This window comes from Fictibacillus nanhaiensis (assembly GCF_036213205.1).
GTDB lineage: Bacteria > Bacillota > Bacilli > Bacillales > Fictibacillaceae > Fictibacillus > Fictibacillus nanhaiensis_E.
In genome coordinates this window covers 137,918-156,272 of the sequence record NZ_JARMFC010000018.1, presented here as the reverse complement: position 1 = coordinate 156,272, position 18,355 = coordinate 137,918, and the positions used below count along the sequence as shown (strand labels likewise).

General features: G+C 41.1%; 15 protein-coding genes. 7 read left to right on the top strand and 8 right to left on the bottom strand.

Features of this window, described 5'->3' with window-relative positions; translation table 11 throughout:
- Positions 1 to 50: 50 nt before the first annotated feature.
- The 4 genes from P4V41_RS16745 to P4V41_RS16730 all read right to left on the bottom strand — a co-directional run bounded on the left by P4V41_RS16745 (position 51) and on the right by P4V41_RS16730 (position 3,433).
- The gene (locus tag P4V41_RS16745) at positions 51 to 998 is read right to left on the bottom strand and encodes a TIGR03943 family putative permease subunit (protein WP_328086291.1); all 948 of its coding nucleotides are present in this window, start codon (positions 996 to 998) and stop codon (positions 51 to 53) included.
- Between the two features lie 18 nt (positions 999 to 1,016).
- Positions 1,017 to 2,027 carry a permease gene (locus P4V41_RS16740; protein WP_328086290.1) on the bottom strand — a complete coding sequence of 337 codons (1,011 nt, stop codon included), beginning with the start codon at positions 2,025 to 2,027 and terminating at the stop codon, positions 1,017 to 1,019.
- A 159-nt stretch (positions 2,028 to 2,186) separates the two neighbouring features.
- Complete coding sequence (locus P4V41_RS16735; protein WP_328086289.1) at positions 2,187 to 3,056, bottom strand: NAD(P)-dependent oxidoreductase; 870 nt, start codon at positions 3,054 to 3,056, stop codon at positions 2,187 to 2,189.
- A 62-nt stretch (positions 3,057 to 3,118) separates the two neighbouring features.
- Positions 3,119 to 3,433: a hypothetical protein gene (locus tag P4V41_RS16730; protein ID WP_328086287.1), complete on the bottom strand. Its 315-nt coding sequence runs from the start codon at positions 3,431 to 3,433 to the stop codon at positions 3,119 to 3,121.
- Between the two features lie 439 nt (positions 3,434 to 3,872).
- On the opposite strand from P4V41_RS16730, the gene P4V41_RS16725 reads away from it, so the two are divergent.
- Positions 3,873 to 4,607, top strand: a complete 735-nt coding sequence (locus tag P4V41_RS16725; RefSeq protein ID WP_328086286.1) for a hypothetical protein — start codon at positions 3,873 to 3,875, stop codon at positions 4,605 to 4,607.
- Between the two features lie 68 nt (positions 4,608 to 4,675).
- Positions 4,676 to 5,878, top strand: a complete 1,203-nt coding sequence (locus P4V41_RS16720; RefSeq protein WP_328086285.1) for a hypothetical protein — start codon at positions 4,676 to 4,678, stop codon at positions 5,876 to 5,878.
- 18 nt (positions 5,879 to 5,896) lie between these two features.
- On the opposite strand, the gene P4V41_RS16715 is transcribed toward P4V41_RS16720, so the two are convergent.
- Positions 5,897 to 7,246, bottom strand: coding sequence for an MFS transporter (locus P4V41_RS16715; RefSeq protein WP_328086284.1), 1,350 nt, complete (start codon positions 7,244 to 7,246; stop codon positions 5,897 to 5,899).
- Between the two features lie 576 nt (positions 7,247 to 7,822).
- Here P4V41_RS16715 and P4V41_RS16710 point away from each other — a divergent pair.
- Positions 7,823 to 10,225 carry a S8 family serine peptidase gene (locus tag P4V41_RS16710; protein WP_328086283.1) on the top strand — a complete coding sequence of 801 codons (2,403 nt, stop codon included), beginning with the start codon at positions 7,823 to 7,825 and terminating at the stop codon, positions 10,223 to 10,225.
- A 90-nt stretch (positions 10,226 to 10,315) separates the two neighbouring features.
- Positions 10,316 to 10,939 carry an SDR family oxidoreductase gene (locus P4V41_RS16705; protein ID WP_328086282.1) on the top strand — a complete coding sequence of 208 codons (624 nt, stop codon included), beginning with the start codon at positions 10,316 to 10,318 and terminating at the stop codon, positions 10,937 to 10,939.
- Here P4V41_RS16705 and P4V41_RS16700 read toward each other — a convergent pair.
- The 3 genes from P4V41_RS16700 to P4V41_RS16690 form a co-directional block, all read right to left on the bottom strand.
- On the bottom strand, positions 10,936 to 11,238 hold the full coding sequence (locus P4V41_RS16700) for a hypothetical protein (RefSeq protein WP_328086280.1): 303 nt from the start codon (positions 11,236 to 11,238) through the stop codon (positions 10,936 to 10,938). The two genes, P4V41_RS16705 and P4V41_RS16700, sit on opposite strands and share 4 nt — an antisense overlap.
- Positions 11,239 to 11,309: 71 nt before the next feature.
- Positions 11,310 to 11,843 (bottom strand): DUF420 domain-containing protein, encoded by a 534-nt coding sequence (locus tag P4V41_RS16695; protein WP_328086279.1) that lies wholly within the window; start codon positions 11,841 to 11,843, stop codon positions 11,310 to 11,312.
- A 409-nt stretch (positions 11,844 to 12,252) separates the two neighbouring features.
- A complete protein-coding gene (locus tag P4V41_RS16690) occupies positions 12,253 to 13,956 on the bottom strand; it encodes a M3 family oligoendopeptidase (protein ID WP_328086277.1) in 1,704 nt (567 codons plus the stop codon).
- A gap of 133 nt (positions 13,957 to 14,089) precedes the next feature.
- Between P4V41_RS16690 and P4V41_RS16685 the strand changes: the two genes are divergently transcribed.
- The 3 genes from P4V41_RS16685 to P4V41_RS16675 all read left to right on the top strand — a co-directional run bounded on the left by P4V41_RS16685 (position 14,090) and on the right by P4V41_RS16675 (position 18,329).
- Positions 14,090 to 15,337 (top strand): PucR family transcriptional regulator, encoded by a 1,248-nt coding sequence (locus P4V41_RS16685; RefSeq protein WP_328086276.1) that lies wholly within the window; start codon positions 14,090 to 14,092, stop codon positions 15,335 to 15,337.
- 125 nt (positions 15,338 to 15,462) lie between these two features.
- Positions 15,463 to 16,593, top strand: coding sequence for an alanine dehydrogenase (gene ald, locus P4V41_RS16680; protein ID WP_328086275.1), 1,131 nt, complete (start codon positions 15,463 to 15,465; stop codon positions 16,591 to 16,593).
- Between the two features lie 371 nt (positions 16,594 to 16,964).
- A complete protein-coding gene (locus P4V41_RS16675) occupies positions 16,965 to 18,329 on the top strand; it encodes an alkaline phosphatase (RefSeq protein WP_328086273.1) in 1,365 nt (454 codons plus the stop codon).
- Positions 18,330 to 18,355: the final 26 nt, after the last annotated feature.

Below are 18,355 nucleotides of genomic sequence, written 5' to 3'. Positions count from 1 at the left end.
CTTTTAGGGGTCACTTCAATGTGGGGTCCTTTTTACTTTGTCCTAGTATGTCAATACGCTCCCAAACTCTCTGGGCTCGGGTACACATAAGGATCTTTGAGTGGCTTGATTTTTTCTAAAGAATCAACCTGCACTAACGGCAGACGGACTTTGTTTAATTCTGTTTCGTCAATGGTTCCTGTTACGGTGTACCATTCGTCTTTTTTAAGTTTTGAAACGTCATCGCCTTCAATAATGGTTCCATAGACAACTGCATCTGCACTGCAGCAGTTCATCGAAAAGCGCGCAATAACGGCTTGATTCTCACTCATTCCGTCTTCACGATACACAAATCCTGTCGTTTCTATTTCTTTTCCTTTAAACTGATCAAGGTAGATATCCAAAACAGTCATTGTATCGAGATAGTGATCAGATGTAACTTTCACTTTTTTCTTCGCTAACTGTTCTTTTCCGAACTTTTTATAATACTTCGTAACATCATAAGTTTCGACCGGATTTTCTTCCTTTACGTTCTTTTCCATCTCCTTAATATAACCTTCTGGATCATCTAAATAAGCTTCAACATCGATGTTTTGTGTTGTGGTCACTTTACCATCATCTGTTTTTTGTGCTGGTTTCGCGTACAATCCTGTTCCATAACGAATGCCGCGATTCTCAGCAACGGAACTATCCATCGCTTTTTCTGGAATCATGAAACCTGTAAGAAGAGGAATTACAAAGACCATATAGATGAAGAATTGCTTAAGCGGTCTGCCCTTAGGTGTATGATCTACACCACACCCGCATGCATCATCATGCTGTTCATCGGACCTTCTAAAGAACTGCATCACACCTAGTATCCCTAATATACCAATCGCAAAATAGACAAAGATATGCATTTTCGGTGCTACATAGTAATTCAGCTTCCCTGTTGTGATTAATCCGATCAGCAAAAGCATAAAACCGATTAAGATGATACCTCTTAAGTACGTATGAAAATCTCGACTCTCTTTGTTCATCGTTTCCTCCCTCCCTTTCTATGCCACAAATTGATAAACCATCGTTACAGCAAATACGGTTAGCGTTATTAATCCCATTAAAACAAATACAAAGCGCGTCTTAAAATAAGCGAACATCATAAGCATGTTCTTCACATCAAGCATCGGACCGTAAACCAAGAACGCGATGATCGAACCTACTGTAAACGTACTTCCGAATGAAGCGGCGATAAAAGCATCAGCCTCTGAACAAATAGATAGCAAGAAAGCGAGTCCCATCATCAGACCTGTTGATGACCACTCGTTGCCTCCGAGCGCCAAAAGGTCATTACGATTGATGAAGACTTGGAACATACTCGCTAAAAACGCACCAAAGATAAGAAACTTCCCAGTATCAAAGAATTCATCAGATGCGTGATATACCGTTTGTTTCCAACGACTCATCGTTAATCCATGTGAATGGTCATGAGCTCCATGCTCTATGTTTGATCTGAGCTGGTCTTTATTGCGAAATGCCCAATATACGATTAACCCAATGATGATTGCTACAAGAAGTGCTAGTCCAATTCTGCCATATACGACTGCCATATTGTTACGAAACGCATAAAAAGTGGATAGGATAACGACTGGGTTTACGATAGGTACGGTTAACAAGAAAACCGTTCCAAGGTGCAGCGGGAGTCCTTTTTTGATCAAGCGCCGTACGACAGGTATGATTGCACACTCGCAGACTGGGAAAATCACTCCCATAAATAGTACAACACCAATCCCTAAGAATGGATTCTTTGGAATCAATCGTTGGATATGCTGTTCTGTTACAAAAGTTTGGATTAATGCCGAAACGAAAACACCTAGTAAGATAAAAGGAACCGCTTCTATTAAAATACTTAGAAACACCGTGTTTACATGCATGATGGAACTCGGCAAGTTATCAAATACAGAATCATTTTTAATTTCTTCCATAAATAGAAAAGAAATAATAAAGATAGCTAGCAATAAGAGCCCTATCATTTCTTTTCTTATAGAATCTCTTGTTGCAAGGTTCTTCATCGTCTAACGCTCCTCTTTCACGTCTGTTTTAATTTATTCATATACTAGTTTCGGTATGAATGAAATCTAGTAACTCGTCTCAAATTTAATAGTAATGCACCCTATATTTAATCGTAATTATTACGTTTTGTAAAGAGCAAAAAAAGAAACCAAGGTAAATTACCCTTGGTTTGCTAAACGTTTATATAATGCATGTGTCCCGCTATCTTCTTCACCCATCTCAGCAAGTTCGTCGTATAGATTCTTTGCAAGTTGTAGTCCTGGTGTCAACAAACCCATCTCTTCCGCTGATTTCAATGCGATGTTCATATCTTTTATAAAATGTTTCACATAAAAGCCAGGAGCAAAATCTCCTTTTAGAATTCTTGGTCCAAGATTGCTAAGGTTCCAGCTTCCTGCAGCACCAGATTCAATACTTTTTAGCACGTTCTCTGGGTCTAATCCAGCTTTTTCTGCGTAAAGAATCGCTTCGCAAACACCCATCATACCTGATGCGATCGCGATCTGATTACACATTTTCGTATGCTGACCAGATCCAGCTTTTCCTTGATAAACAACGTTCGTACCCATTTTTGAGAAGATCGGCTCCATATCGTGGAATGCAGATTTTGAACCGCCTACCATGATGGATAGCTTGGCATCCCTCGCACCGATATCACCGCCAGAAACGGGTGCATCAAGCGTTGCGATATTACGTTCAGCAGCTGTGCGTTCGATTTTTTGTGCCAGCTGAGGACTAGAAGTTGTCATATCGATTAAATAAGAACCTTCTTTGGCGTGAGCGACTAACCCTTCTGCACCTAGATAGACTTCTTCCACATCTTTCGGATATCCGACCATCGTGATGATTACATCACAGGTTTGAGCAATCTCTTTTGGTGTGTCCGCCCACTTAGCTCCTTTTTCAAGAAGATCTTCTGCTTTTGCTTTCGTTCTCGTATAAACATGGACTGGATAACCTGCATTCATCAAGTGACCGGCCATGCTTTTTCCCATTACACCTGTTCCGATAAATCCAACACTTTGCAAATTCCCTCACTCCTTTCACCCATTATAACGAAGAATACCGAAAATAAAAAAGACACCGCTTATTAAGCGATGACCTCTCCTTGAAGAATGCGTTCGATCTTTAGTTGAGCGAGCTCATAATCCATATCTAGATTTGTTAACATCGATAGCATGTCATCGTTCGAATGCCGTTTAAACAGTTGATACAAGTTCGGCTTTCGTCTCTTGATCGTGGTCATCATCTCGATAGTCGGTAATGTTCTGCCTGTTGGTCTAATACGTAAAAAAGAGCGGATGTATTGTGTGAAAGCGGGTATGGACTCTACAGTGTCTGGTAGTGTGTCTAATAGCTCCTGAAGCTTCAATAATGAATCAATCAGTTCTTTGTTTCTTTCCACGAATTCGTCCCTCATCTTTCTCCGAAAATAAGTTACTGTGTTAAAATTTCGCCTGTTTAGGCAATTCATAATAAGTATCGGCTGTTTCATGGAAAGTTTAATGAGGGGTCTGACCCCACACAATTTATTCCCCGCGCTCATTTACTCCTCAGCTCTTAAGAGAATACTTCATTTGGGGCCATCCATATTCCTTGTTTCAAGAACTAGGTCATTTTTACAAACATGAAATGCATCCAATCTTACTAGTACTTTGCAATACCTTTTGACCTGTTTCTTTTCCTTTTATATAAATCCCGCACAGTCCTTTAGGGGTATCTTTCATTTCCCTCATAAGTCCACCCTACTGTTTATTCGTTTTCGTATTTACGCACCTGTATATAAATGGTAAATTGAACATGTCGACAAAGGGGTCCCGTATTACGGCAGGAGGGTTTGGAATATGAAAAAACATCTAGTTACTAGTGTTTTAGCATTCTGTCTCACAGCTTTTTCGGTACCAAGTGCTTTTGCTCAAGATCAGATTTCGTACAAAGATGAAATCCTTATGATGCAGCCAGATTTAACATCAGCGGAGTTGCTGTCTAGCGTTCAGGCTATCGCAAAGAACACAGGCGATACAGAGGATGCACTTCTTAAACAGATCTACGAAGAACTAAAACAGGATGAAACAAAGAGCAAGAAGGAAAAGCAACAAAGCGGTAAGATCGGCACAATGGGTAGCAGTGGAGGAACCGTTTCTGTTGGACCTAGTTCGAAAGGAAACTTCTATTACACCGCGTCTCAAACGGCTTACATGAACCATGGACACGTGGGCATGTATTACTCGAGCGACATCATTGTTGAATCTGTACCTGAAACAGGTGTGCGAACGATCTCGACCACTTTACGAAAAGTTGATCAAGGAGATGCACAAGTTAAATCTGTAACGACAAGCTCTTCAAACCGTGATAACGCTGCAAACTGGGCGTTTAGCCGTGTAGGCATTGACGCGTATTCTTATAACTTCGTGACCAACCGCTCGACCTCACATATCGGTGATAAGAACTGTTCAAAACTGGTCTGGTCAGCTTATAAATTAAATGGAAACTTAGATTTAGACGTAGATGGCGGGTTAGGAGTATATCCTAGGGATGTCCGGGATGCGCCTGGCACACAGCTCGTCCGGAATATATAAAAATAATAAGGCAATAAGGACGTAGAACTACGCACTTATTGCCTTGTTTTCATAAGAAGGTGATTACAGTGAAAAAAATAATCTTCTTTTCATTATTGATTATTTTAATCGGTGGATTGCTATATAAGATGTACTGGAGTCAGAATCTCAGCGCTTCTCTTACTATTGAGAATGAAGCGATCAAGCAAGGAAAATTTTTAACGGATAAAAAAGCTGTTCTCTATTTTTCAACAACAGCTGATCAAGACATGGATGGAAAAGGAGTAAGCCTAGCCGTCTTTATTAATGACAAAGGTGATGCGGATGCATTTAAGATGAAAGGCTTAGAACTCGGAAGTGTAGCTGCGAGTCAAAATGAAGTTTTATTAGTGGACAAAAATAAAATCCGACTTGTCGGAGACACATATAAAGAGTTTGGCATGGATAAATCCCAGTATACGGGTGAAAGAACGGGATATTTGGAGAAAGAAAAACTTTACTTCACTGTTTTTAATACAGGTGTTGGTGCTAACGGAGGGTATAATTCAAATATCTTCTTTGGTAACAAGGAAGGGTTTCATAAAGAAAACATCCCCCATTATATTGCGGCTTCCGGAGTAGATCAAGATAATATTATAGTGTTAACTCAAAATACGCAAAATGAGGAATTTCATATTAGAAGAGTGATGTTGTCTAAAAAGGATATGCATACTAGAGACATCCTAAAAATTAATCATTCAAAAGAAGCAGATTTTAGCAGCTTGTCTCCAATCTTGAGCGACGAACAGTTTTACTATTTTGTGGGACAGAAAACGCTAGGAGAAGTTAAAGAAACAATGGATTCAGATATTGTGCTGTATCGGATCAATAAAAAAACGCACACACAAGATGAGTTCAACATTTCTACATATAGAAATGAAAAGAATATCACAGCTCACTACCCATTCAATATAAAAAACTCCGCTCACTTATATAACAACGTTTGTTACTACGCTAACGGACTTGGTGAGGTATTTGCTTTTGACACGGAAACCGAAAAAGTAATTAAAAAATTCTCTATGAAAAACGTTCGAAAAGACGGAGTGAGGCATAATGAGGAGCTTTTCTATAATGACGATCAACTTTACGTAGTCAGACATGACGAGAATCTTAAAGAAAAATATTACATCGAACAGTATTCATTAACTCAAGGAAAGAAGATTGAAGATATTAAAATTAGAGGCTTAAATGACATCCTCAAATCTATCAAAGGCAAATCTATCTATTCCTATGATTTTAAGATGCTGAAATAAAAAATGTGAGCTTAGAACTTATTCCAGTTCTGAGCTCACATTTCTTTTTATTTTCACTCGATAGATCACAATAGCGATAACGACGAGAACGGTATACACGATAAACACGTTACGATAAATAGCATCTAATGCGATGCCTTGCTGTCCCTCAATTAAGAGTCCTGCAACAGCTACACCGAGCGCGCCACCAAAAAATTGCACAAGCTGCAGCATCCCCATTCCAGATCCTACTTCATCCTTGCTTAAGATTCTAGAGTTTTCATTAGCCAAACTTGACGTTAAGCTAGAAAATCCTATGCTCGTAAACATGTAAAAGATCGCTGTCAGATAGAATGCTTTTGTTGCAAAAAGGGAGAACAGTACGACGGACACCAACAGTGCCAAAAGCCCCGTTCGCATAACAGGCAGATTTCCAAACTTATCAATCCAGCGTCCGACGTAAATAGCCGCTAACGCAGATAGCATGGCACCTGGAAAGATAACAAATCCAATCGTAGCTGGTTCTTTTCCAAATAAGTTCGACAACATGACTGGCATCACGAACAACAGCGCAAAATGGGTCATAAACGCAATAAGTCCAATGATTAAGAGCGACACATACAGCATGTTTTTAAACAAACTCACACGAATAAACGGATCTTCCTTTTTCTTTGAATAGAATACGAGTATGCCAAAGAATAGTACACTCAACCCCAACAAATACCAAGAAAATGAAGAAAGATAGAGTAATAACGAGCTTACACCGCCACCTGTTAACAGTGCTCCAACAAAATCGAACGAGCCTTCTCGTTTTTGTTCAACAGGCAGATAGACCTTAAATATCGGCAGCAACAGCAGCACAAGGCCTGTTACGATAAAAAGGAAATTCCACCCTAACAATTGTGTAATTCCGCCTCCGATTACGGGGCCTAACCCGAAGCCAAGAGATGCCGCAGACGAGATCAATGACATGGCACGTCCTCGCCTTGAAATCGGAATGTACCTCGTGGCAAGCACCATTCCTAGACCTGGCACAGCACCTGCTCCCATCGCCTGAACCATACGACTAATCAATACAAACTCAAAACTATTTGAAAAATATCCGATGATGGAGGCGAGTCCTAAGATGATGACACCTGTAAACAGCAATCTTCCAATCGGTATAAAATCTGATAATCTACTGAATGTGATCGTCGATAAGGCAAACACGATCGAATAGCCTGAAACAATCCATGATCCTGCAGTTGGAGTCAGATCAAATTGTGAGATAACACTCGGCAATGCCACATTAAACATTGTTGTGTTCATGACCACAAGCCATACCGTAAGACTCCATAATGGAATGATCCGGTTCTCCTGAATCGTTCCATACCCTTCCTCTTTAGCCATTCATTCACCTTCTTTCTCTAAGGCTGTTTTCGTATTCATTGTTGCTTTTGATAGTAGTTAATTTCCGTTTCAGGTTGCTCGCTTTCCGCGGGGCAGACGGTGAGCCACATTTATACGTTTCACTTTTAAGTGTCTCACCTGTCTAGTTGCAATGGCTAGCCCCTCGAGGTCAAAAGTTAAACGTTCAAGAAGGCAAAGTGCGCCTTCATTGCTCATTCAACTTTTGCTGGTCGGTGCTGAACGAGCCATTTCCACTCTTCCGACTGCCTGCCTGTCCCGCAGGAGTCTCGCACCTTCCACTCCAATCAACTTCTCAATGAAGCGTATGAAAAACAAAGATATAAAAGCAAAAATTTCTTAGAAAACAGCTTTCTCTTAAAAAAAAAACAATATTCCCATCTTATCATGGGTCTATAGAATTAGCGTTACGTTTTGCTCATGAACATTTCAGGTCAAAAGACCAGCTTCTAAATTCCAATATAAGGACCTATTATCTGTTTTTACCATATACTCAAGGGATTTAAACGCAGCAGTAGAATATTACCGTGATATTAAAAATAAGGGGTGTTCGCTTGAATGAAAAGTTTTTTACGCAAGACATCTAGTTTCACATTAGCATGTACGTTTGTTTTTTCTGCTTTTTCTGGTGTATCTGCTGCTCCATCTACAAACAATTCAGAGCCGGAACTAGCACCGCTTTATGGGAAGTACAATTTAAACTCTTCTCATGTTACAAAAGTAATGGTTGAATTAAAAGAACCTTCTGTACTAGAAGCAAAAAAGAAGGGTCAAAAACAAACGAAAGCCAATTTAAAATCAAAACGTGAAGCTGTGGTGAAAGAAATCTCCACACGCTCCAAAACATATAAAGTAAATAATGAATACGATCATGTTTTCTCTGGTTTTTCCCTTGAGATTGCAGCAAACGAAATTCCAAACCTTTTATCAACACCTGGTGTAAAAGCGGTTTATCCAGATGTTGAATACCACACAACAGGGGATGACATGGGTGACAAATCCTTTGATGATGTTTCGCCTCAGATGATGAATTCAGCGCCTTTTATCGGTGCTAATCAGGCTTGGGAATCTGGCTACACAGGCGAAGGTGTGACAGTTGCCGTTATTGATACTGGAGTTGACTATACACACCCTGATTTAGATCAAGCATTCGGTGATTATAAAGGATATGACTTTGTAGATAATGACAACGATCCCCAAGAAACGCCTAAAGGCGATCCAAGAGGTGCTGAAACTACCCACGGCACGCACGTTGCGGGTACAGTTGCGGCAGATGGTGGCATTAAAGGGGTAGCACCTGATGCTACATTGTTAGCGTACCGCGTATTAGGACCAGGTGGAAGCGGCTCGACTGAGAACGTAATTGCGGGCGTTGAAAAAGCGGTAGAAGACGGCGCTGACGTTATGAACTTATCTCTTGGAAACTCGTTAAACAACCCTGACTGGGCAACGAGTATCGCACTTGATCAAGCGATGTCTGATGGTGTTGTGGCGGTAACATCTAACGGAAACAGCGGACCCAACAACTGGACGGTTGGTTCACCTGGTACTTCAAGGGAAGCCATTTCTGTTGGAGCGACACAGCTTCCGTACAACGTGTATGCTGCTACTTTAAAAGCAGGAAATGCTAGTTTTTCATCTGCAAAAGTAATGGGCTTTCCATCTGATGAATCCGTGTTAGCACTTAACGAAAAAACATTGCCGATCGTTGATGTGGGCTTAGCCGGAACAGCTGACTTTGCCGGAAAAGACGTAGCTGGAAAACTCGTATTAGCACAACGCGGTACTTATGCGTTCGTAGACAAAGCAACGAATGCAAAGAACGCTGGTGCCATCGGAATGGTCATCTACAACAACGTTGCGGGTGAGATCGTGGATGTGCCTGGGATGGCAGTACCAACAATTAAGCTTACGAACGCTGAGGGCGTTCAACTTAAAAGCTTGTTAAGCGCTAATCCAAACACAACGGTAACGCTTGGTACCAAGTTTGATAAACAGGTCGGTGAATTGATGGCTGACTTCTCTTCTCGTGGTCCTGTCATGGATACGTGGATGATCAAACCGGATGTTTCGGCACCTGGTGTCAACATCGTAAGTACTGTACCGACTCATGACCCTGCTAATCCGCATGGTTACGGCGCGAAGCAAGGAACAAGTATGGCATCTCCACACGTTGCGGGTGCTGCCGCTCTTTTATTAGAAGCACACCCGGACTGGGATGTTGAAGATATTAAAGCAGCTCTTATGAATACAGCGGAAGATCTATTCGATGCGACCGGGAAGTTATATCCGCATAATACGCAAGGAGCAGGAAGCATCCGTGTCGTTGAAGCGATTGAAACGGATACACTCGTATCACCTGGCAGCCATTCGTTTGGTGTCTTCTCTAAAAAGAAAGGCAAAGAAGTAAGAGACGAGCGTTTTACAATCAAGAACTTAAGCAACAAGTCAAAGGATTATTCATTTGACGTAGATCTTGAAGGAGTAAAAGTAACAACAAGCAAGAACTTGAAGATTAAAGGAAAAAGCTCGAAGGATGTAAAGTTTAAGGTACACGTAGATGCTTCTAAGATGGCCCCTGGCTATCACGAAGGATCGATTACTATCAGCGACGGAAGAAACGAAGTAGTCGTACCGACGATTCTCTTTGTACAAGAACCAGACTTTCCTTCAATCACTAGCATCAGCGCTACAGCACTAGGGAATAACGCCTTCACATTTTCAGCTTACTTCCCTGCTGAAGCAGACAAAGTGAATCTTTTCTTATATGACAGCAACCTGACGAAAGAAATCGGACTGATCGGCAGCTACGAAGATGTTCCGAAACAATATAACGACTTCCAATGGGACGGAAAAATTTCCGGACAAGCTGTAGCACCAGGTAAATATCGTGTTGTCGCATTCGCTGAAAGGGGCGATAAACTCGACAGTCGATACACGGATGTTATCACCCTACAATAAAGAAAATCCCTTGCCGAGCTTTCGGTAAGGGATTTTTTTATGGTTAACATTAAATGATATGATAAGAAAAGAACGATCAGGAGGTATTTTATGAAACTATGCGTACTAGGAGCGACAGGAAGAGTTGGACAATATTTTACTAAAATGGCGCTTAAGAATGAAATCAGCGTTTCAGCACTTTTACGTAACCCCGAAAAGTTTACGCACTCTATTTTGGGTCAGCTTTCATTTACAAAAGGAGACGTACTAAGTAAAGAATCCATAGCTGAAGCGATGGCAGGCTGTGATGTCGTTTTTAGTGCTCTTTCAACAGATGGAGCTAATGTCCTTTCCGAGAGTATGCCTATTCTTATTGAAGCGATGAAAAAGGAAGGCATTTCGCGTATCATTACGATTGGTACAGCAGGCATCCTGCAAAGCCGGGCAGAACCTCATCTGCTTCGTTACCAATCATCTGAATCAAAGCGCAAACTAACTAGAGCAGCGGAAGATCATCATAAGGCGTTTACTCTTCTGCAAGAAAGCGGGCTGGATTGGACGATTGTTTGTCCAACATATCTGCCAGACGGAGAACCTACCGGCACGTATCGAACGGAAAAAGACCTGTTACCTATCGACGGCTCTCGAATCAGTACTGGAGACACCGCTCATTTTGCGTTTTCTCTTTTACAAAATAATGATTTTTTACAGTCACGTGTAGGAATCGCTTATTAAAACCTTCGAGGCATGTCTTGAAAAAAATAGATACCGAGGCTTAAGAAACCTGCTCCGATAATGAAGATGAAGAACTTGATGAACCATTTCGGAAAAAAGCCTACCAGCTTATCAATAACCGTTACAAAGATAAATTCTACCATAGCACCGAAAAATGTTTCCGAGACACGGCCACCTTTGTAATGCGCATCATACTGCTTTTTATGCTCAATTTCTTCTTTTTGATAACGGATGCCATAAACGATAACAGCAATCCCAAATCCGCATAGCATGACAGGTATGATCCAAAACCATCTCATCTCTCATTTTCCTCTCGCTACAGAAAAGACTTTTGCTGTATCCACGTCTTCAGCAAAAGTCCTCTGTTTTTTTATGAATAATAAGGCGCGATCATCAAATACACAATAACACCTGTCAAACTCACATACAGCCATAACGGCATTGTCCAACGTGCAATTTTACGGTGCTTCTCCACTTGCATGTTAAAGCCTCTCGTAACTGTAATTAACGCTAGAGGTACGATAACGATCGCAAGCAAGATATGTGTGATCAAAATGAAGAAATAAACGTACTTAAGCGGACCTTCACCGCCATAAGAAGTAGATTCTGTTAAGTAGTGATACGTTACATACGACAGCAAGAAAAACGTAGTACTCGTAAATGCCGCCAAGATAAAGCGCTTATGCAGCGTGATGTTTTTTTGTTTAACAAAATAAAGAGCAGCGAGCAAAAATACGAATGTAAAGCTGTTAAAGATCGCGTTCAATCGCGGCAGCAACGTTACATCAAAAGCAATATCTCCCTCATACTCTGGCAGGAAGAACAACACGGCCACAAGTACGTTAATCGCGATAGATAGTCCGATAATTAGCGGTGTATAGTTACGCTGTTTTGTTTCAGCCATTTTGTATTACTCCTTTTCCACTAAAAGTCTTTAAAACTTCTAAGATTCCTTATTATTTTACCACTCAAGACCCTATTCACAAACATATAGGCAGCTGAAAACAGCATTCCCCATCCAAGTGTCAATAATTCTTCAAAAAATGAAGAACTTAGCAGGAATACTCCCTGGGGTATTTCCAGGTATGGATGAAGTTCAATCCAGAAGTTTTCAGCATCAATCCACAAGTTTTTGTATTGAATCCACGAGTTTCGTACTTGAATCCAAAAGTTTTGCCGATTTATCCACGAGATGTCATTTGTCGACATTTTCTGCAGTAGTTATACCCCCTGCCCCTGACCCACCATCCCATCGCCCACACAAAAGAAAAACCGGCACACGGCCGGTTTTCTCATCCTACCACCTATATAAATTAAGCTTTCGCAAATTGCTCCTCATCCACTGTAGCAATGAACTTCTCCACTTCGCCAACCACAGACGCTACACATCCTTTTTCAAAAGGAGAGATCAAGCCAGCTTCTTCAACTAACTTTGTAAAAGGCAGACTTCCTCCCTTTTGACAAAGTGCGAAATAGTCTTCCCATGCACGCTCAGAATCCTCGCCAGCACGTTTCCAGAACTGAAGAGCACAGATTTGCGCGAGCGTGTAATCAATATAATAGAAAGGCGAGCGGAAGATGTGGCCTTGTCTATGCCAAAAACCACCGTTTTCTAAGTACTCTAGCCCATCATAATCACGATGTGGTAAATATGTTTTCTCAAGCTCTCGCCACTTCGAACGTCGTTCAGATGGTGTCGCGTCCGGGTTGTCGTATACAAAGTGCTGAAACTCATCAACCGCAACACCGTACGGGATGAACTCGACAGCACCCGTTAAGTGAGAGTATAAATATTTTTCTGTGTCCTTACCAAACAACTTATCCATCCACGGATACGTTAAAAACTCCATACTCATCGAGTGGATCTCACAAGCTTCCAGCGTCGGGAACTGGTATTCAGGTACTTCAAACACTCTACTCGTATACATCTGGAACGCATGACCGATCTCATGCAGCAGCACGCGAACGTCATTGTCTGAGCCGTTGAAATTCGTGAAAATAAACGGCGCCGTATAGTCCTGTAGATACGTGCAATACCCACCAGGTGCTTTACCACTTTTACTTTCAAGATCCATGAGCTCATCTTCTGCCATATAGTTAAAGAACGCTCCTGTTTCTTGCGATAAACCACTAAAAACCTGCTTGGATTGATTGACGATCCACTCTGCATCTCCTTGGGGCTTAGGATTGCCAGTTGTAAAACTGAAGTGTTCATCGTAAAACTTAAACTCATGGAGTCCGATGCGCTTTTGCTGACGCTTCTTTAACTTCGTGCAAAGTGGAACAATAATATCTTTAACTTGCTCACGAAACACTTTTACATCTGCGGCGTTATAATCCGTTCTTCCCATTCGGTCATACGCCAACTCTGTAAAAGTCGAGTACCCTAATTTTTTCGCGATTCCTGTACGAAGCTGAACAAGTTCATCATAGATCGAATCAAACTTTTCTTCGTTCGAACTTAAGAAAGCGTTGGCGGCTTTGCTCGCAGCTTTTCTCGTTTCGCGATCTGCAGATTGAACGTATGGAGAGAGTTGCGCAAGGTTGAGCTCTCTTCCGTCAAACTCGATCTTTGCAGATGCCATGACTTTCACATATTCTGAGCTCAATTTGTTTTCTTGCTTGAGGTCCTCTAGTACATCTTCAGAGTATGTTTTTACTTTTAATTCAGCCAAACGGAACAGCTGACTGCCCCATTTACGCTCTAGCTCATCTTTAAAAGGAGATTGAACGAGCGCTTCATGAAACGCAGTGACCATCCCTTGATAGACTGGCAAATTTTCATCCATGAATGCTTGCTCTTCTTTATAAAAAACATCTTCTGTATTAATCGTGTGGCGTATCTTAGCCAGTCTAGCTTTTGATTCAAAACTATTACGAAGAGCAACGACTTTTTTCATCGCTTCATTCTGCTCATCCGCTGAACTCGCGTCTTTAAAAACCTGTACCGCTTCTTCAAATTCCGTTTTTAGACTTGTAACATCAGGACGTTCATATGTAAATTCACTAAACTTCATTAGAAAGGCCTCCCATTCATTTACATTCCATTCCTGTATTACCAATTCTACAATCCATCGCTTTTCTCCTGTAATCCAATTCCCTTTTTCGGTAGAATGTAAGCAGAGAAACTAATGGCGGGAGACAAATGTTATGAAGAGCTTTCAAACTGATCCTTTTAAAGGAACATTCGGCAGTCTTGAAAATTTAGCAGACAAGATTAGCGACGTTTTGTCGTGCCCTGTAACAATAGAAGATCAGAATCATCGACTCCTTGCATACAGTACACATGAAGACGGAACAGATCCTGCGCGAATCGCGACAATCATTGGACGGCGCGTGCCTGAAAAAGTAGTGAACAGTCTCTGGAAAGACGGCGTGATCCCTAGACTGCAAGAGAGTGATGATCCTGTTCGTGTCGGCACCATACAAAAAGTCGGGCTTGGTGACCGTGTGGCTGTATCTATCCGAAAAAACAACGAAGTTCTCGGCTATATTTGGGTCCTTGAAGTGGAAAAACAATTAACATCAGATGATATGCAATTATTGAAGCTCGCTGCAGCTTCAGCAAAAAGCCAACTTCTTCAGATGCAGATCGGCACAAAAAAGAAAGAAGAAAACCGGCAAGAACTATTTTGGAAGATGCTCACCGGGAACCTGCCTCAAGAAGAGCATATTTTAGAGAAGCTTCACGAACTCAACATATTGCCGGTCCTCCCAGCGGCTGTTTTTATTTTGCAGCTAGAAGATGAGATCACACCTGCTATCGAAAAAGATATTCTGTATCTCGCTGCGGTCAACCAGAAAATTAATGTTCTCTTATCAGCGGCAGACGCGAATCAAATGCTACTTCTCGCCTCCCCTGTTGGCAAAGAACCGCCTTTAGAGCTCTCTAAATCCTTTGTAGAGTCCTTTTTTACACATATGAAAGAACGGTTTTCGGTGTCTGACATTAAAGCGGCATACGGCAGTCTCGTTTCCTCTTTTTCAAACGTGGAAAAAAGTTATAAAGAAGCTTCAAGTGTATTAGCAGTTCAAGAAAAACTAGGCGGAGAAACGTTAGCTCTAAACGGCTATCATGAACTTGGTATCTACCAATTTTTAGATGCCATTTATGAAAAACAACAAAGACAGAGCTACTATAACGAAATGATTTGGACGCTTCAGGAATATGACGCTCAACACAAGACTGAGCTTTATCACACATTGGAAACGTATCTAACGCTAGATGAGAACTTAAACAAAGCGTCAGAAGTGCTTCATATCCATATGAACACATTACTTTATCGACTAAAGCGAATCAGCGAGCTTACTAATATCGATATGAAGAGCCCTCATCAGAAAATAATGATCTATCTTGATTTCAAGATGAACCGTTTATTCAAACAAGAGCATTTGTGAATTATCACAAATGCTTTTTTTCATTTTCTAGATTCCCCACAATGAAAAGCTTAGTCTCTCGAACTATACTGAAATCACAATTGAAAACGCACTCAAAGAGTTTACTTATATAGGAGGATTCACAAATGATTATTGGAATTCCAGCAGAGATTAAGAATAACGAAAACCGCGTAGCGATTACGCCATCAGGGGTTATTACACTTACAGCAGCAGGCCACAAAGTGCTTGTAGAAAACAACGCAGGCGTAGGCAGCGGATTTACAAACGAAGATTATGCAGCAGCAGGTGCTGAAATCGTAGCAGAAGCACAAGACGCATGGTCAGCTGAAATGGTTATGAAAGTTAAAGAACCTTTAGCATCTGAGTACAAATATTTCCGTTCAGACCTTATTCTTTTCACTTACTTACACTTAGCTGCTGAGCCAGCATTGGCAAAAGCACTAACAGATAGCGGCGTTACTGCGATCGCTTACGAAACTGTAGAGTTCAACCGTACACTTCCTCTATTAACGCCAATGAGTGAAGTAGCAGGACGTATGTCTGCACAGATCGGTGCTCAGTTCCTTGAGAAGCCAAAAGGCGGAAAAGGTATCCTTCTTGCAGGTGTTCCAGGAGTACGTCGCGGTAAAGTAACAATCATCGGTGGCGGTGTTGTAGGTACGAACGCAGCAAAAGTTGCGATCGGACTTGGCGCTGACGTTACAATCATCGACCTTAGCCCAGATCGTCTTCGTCAACTAGATGACATCTTCGGAAACAGCATCCAAACATTAATGTCTAACCCATTAAACATTGCACAAGCTGTAGCTGAATCTGACCTAGTTATCGGAGCTGTACTAATTCCAGGAGCAAAAGCGCCTAAATTGGTAACTGAAGAAATGATCAAATCAATGACTCCAGGATCTGTTGTTGTTGATGTTGCTATCGACCAAGGTGGTATCTTTGAAACGGTTGACCGCATCACGACACATGACAACCCAACATACGACAAGCACGGAGTTGTTCATTATGCAGTAGCAAACATGCCTGGTGCTGTGCCTCGTACGTCTACGATCGCACTTACGAACGTAACAGTTCCATATGCACTTCAAATCGCTAACAAAGGTGCACAAGCTGCAATCGCTCAAAACCCATCTCTTAAAGCTGGTCTTAACACAGCTGGCGGTTTCGTAACATACGAAGCAGTAGCAACTGACCTTGGTTATGACTACGTTTCAGCTGAAATTGCATTTGAAAAAGCAGTTCAAACTGTTTAATGGATTGAATGAAAAGAAGCTAGGCTCATAATGTTGAGTCTAGCTTCTTTTTTATATATTCCTAGTGGACGTATTTGATATCTGCCCGTTTAAGGCAGACACTCCACTTTTTTTACGAGGTAATTTCATTTATATACGAGGTAAACAGCAATAATTCCGTACTAAATAGAATTATATCCGTAAATAAATTTTTTTATCCGATTTTCGACAAATCGTATCATATCTACTACTTTCTACCCGCGCAATCCTCAGGCTACATAGCACCTTTTTCCCAGACGTTTACACAATCTTAACATTCTCATAATCTTATCAAAATATTATCGGAGTATAATTCCTCACTGTAAGACAACTCGAAACAACAGGAGGCAATTATGACTATTTCAAAAAAGGTTCTATCTGTTGCAGTGGCAGGAACACTCGCCATTAGTGGTTTAGTTATAAATCAAGCATCTGCTGATGAAAAGAATAAGAAGAATGAAATAAGAAACGTTATCTTTTTAATTGGTGATGGTATGGGGCCAACTTATACGACCGCATATCGTGCTTTTAAAGATAATCCAAAAACACCGATGATGGAAGAAACAAAATTCGATGACTATTTAGTGGGAATGCAGTCCACTTATTCACATGATGAGAAAGAAAGTGTAACAGATTCAGCTGCAGCTGCTACATCAATGTCTGCAGGAATCAAGACCTATAACGGTGCTATTGCTGTTGATATGGAAAAACAAGATGTTAAAACCGTTCTAGAGCAAGCGAAGCAAAATGGCAAGTCCACCGGATTAGTCGCAACTTCTCAAATTAATCATGCAACACCGGCAGCTTTTGGTGCACATGATGAATCACGTGAAAATTACAACCAAATTGCTGATGATTATTACGATGATATGGTGAACGGGAAGCATAAAGTAGATGTAATACTTGGCGGTGGTACTAGCTATTTTGAGCGTAAAGACCGCAACATTTCCGATGAATTTAAAAAAGACGGCTACTCTTACGTAACGAGCAAGGATCAGATGCTGAAAGATGACAATGAACAGGTTCTTGGATTGTTTGCTCCAAAAGAGCTTGATAAAAAAATTGATCGTCCACAAGAACAGCCTTCGTTAAAAGAGATGACAAACTCAGCATTAGACCGATTGAATAAGAATGACAAAGGCTTCTTCTTAATGGTTGAAGGAAGCCAGATTGACTGGGCTGGTCACGACAATGATGTTGTTGCAGGAATGAGCGAAATGGAAGACTTTGAACAAGCTTTCCAATCGGCCATTGAATTTGCTAAAAAGGACAAGCACACTCTTGTCATCACAACAGCTGACCACTCAACAGGTGGAATGACAATGGGCCGTGATGGAGATTACAAATGGGATCCATCTGCTATTAAAGCGGCGAAGAAAACGCCTGACTTCATCGCAAAACAAATCGCAAATGGAGCACCTGTAGAAGAAACATTAAAGAAATACATCGACCTCGAATTGACTTCAGAAGAAATTGAGTCAGTTAAAGCTGCTCAACAAAAAAGCGGTAATGTATTAGAAATCGATAACGCCATCGAAAAAATCTTTGATATACGCACAGGTACTGGTTGGACAACAGACGGACATACCGGTGAAGATGTAAACGTCTATGCATACGGACCAGGAATGGAGAAATTCTCTGGAAAGATTGACAATACTGACACAGCTAAAGAGATTTTTTCTATCTTAGAAAAAACTAAATCTTCATTTGGAAAATAATTTTTGTCCAATTTGGTCAATCTAAC